This window comes from Burkholderia sp. Tr-862, assembly GCF_011753085.1.
GTDB classification, from domain to species: domain Bacteria; phylum Pseudomonadota; class Gammaproteobacteria; order Burkholderiales; family Burkholderiaceae; genus Burkholderia; species Burkholderia ambifaria.
On sequence record NZ_VWWG01000383.1, the window covers coordinates 1 to 1,279 of the forward strand.

Annotated in this window: 2 protein-coding genes and 1 pseudogene; all 3 read left to right on the forward strand. The window is 69.2% G+C overall.

All coding sequences use genetic code 11. The features are described from left to right. The coding region (locus F3J14_RS36025; RefSeq protein WP_166726765.1) for a cell envelope protein SmpA at positions 1–143 on the forward strand (143 nt) is incomplete at its 5' end. A gap of 65 nt (positions 144–208) precedes the next feature. Then, positions 209–1,006, forward strand: coding sequence for a 4-hydroxy-tetrahydrodipicolinate reductase (gene dapB / locus F3J14_RS35015; protein WP_166726766.1), 798 nt, complete (start codon positions 209–211; stop codon positions 1,004–1,006). A gap of 19 nt (positions 1,007–1,025) precedes the next feature. Beyond that, a pseudogene (locus F3J14_RS35020) lies at positions 1,026–1,279 on the forward strand (MotA/TolQ/ExbB proton channel family protein); the annotation flags it as partial.

The following is a 1,279-nucleotide window of genomic DNA, read 5'->3' on the forward strand; positions in this document are numbered from 1 at the left end:
TGCCGGGCGCCGCGCCGGCGATCCAGCCGCAGTTCCAGTTCCATCGTCCGCCGCAGCCGAACGTGTCGAACGAAGCGGCGCCGCCCGTCGGCCCGCAAGGCTCCGACAACCTGCAGAACCAGCCGCTCACCGCGCCCCAGTAAGCGGCCGGCGTGCGGAAACAGGGCGGCATGCGCCGCCCGCCTTTAGACCTGTCGTGTAGAAAGCCATGAAGATTGCGATTGCCGGTGCATCGGGCCGTATGGGCCGGATGCTGATCGAAGCCGTTCTCAACGATTCCGACGCGCAGCTCGTCGGCGCGCTCGACCGCGCCGATTCGCCGTTCCTCGGCCAGGACGCGGGCGCGTTCCTCGGCAAGGAAACCGGAATCAAGCTGACCGACGACCTCGATGCCGTGTTCGCGCAGGCCGACTACCTGATCGACTTCACGCGGCCGGAAGGCACGATCGCGCACGTCGCGGCCGCGCTGCGCCACGACGTGAAGCTCGTGATCGGCACGACCGGCTTCACCGCCGAGCAGAAGGCCGAGCTGCAGGCCGCTGCGGCCAGGATCGGCATCGTGTTCGCGGCGAACATGAGCGTCGGCGTGAACGTCACGCTGAAGCTGCTCGAATTCGCGGCGAAGCATTTCTCGCACGGCTACGACATCGAGATCATCGAGGCGCACCACCGTCACAAGGTCGACGCGCCGTCGGGCACCGCGCTGATGATGGGCGAAGCCGTGGCCGGCGCGCTCGGGCGCTCGCTCGACGACTGCGCGGTGTACGGCCGCCAAGGCGTGACGGGCGAACGCGATCCGTCGACGATCGGCTTTGCGGCCGTGCGCGGCGGCGACATCGTCGGCGATCACACCGTGCTGTTCGCCGGGATCGGCGAACGGATCGAGATCACGCACAAGTCGTCGAGCCGCGTGTCGTATGCGCAGGGCGCGCTGCGTGCGGTCCGCTTCCTGTCGGCGCACGGCGCCGGCCTGTTCGACATGCAGGACGTGCTCGGCCTGCGCTGACCCTCACGGGGAAACTCCGATGGCGATTCCCACCGGCGTTGTCCACTACCTCGAAAGCGGCGATGCGATCACGCACGCCGTCGCCTATGTGCTGCTGGCGATGTCCGTCGCCAGCTGGTGCTTTCTCCTCATGAAGGCCTGGCTGCTGGTCCGCGCGAAGCGGCAGGGGCCGCGCGCGCTCGCCGCATTCTGGCGCGCGGCGTCGCTCGACGCGGGCATCGACGCGCTCGCCGGCGCCGATCGGGAGCGCGTGTTCGTGCCGCTCGCCGAAGC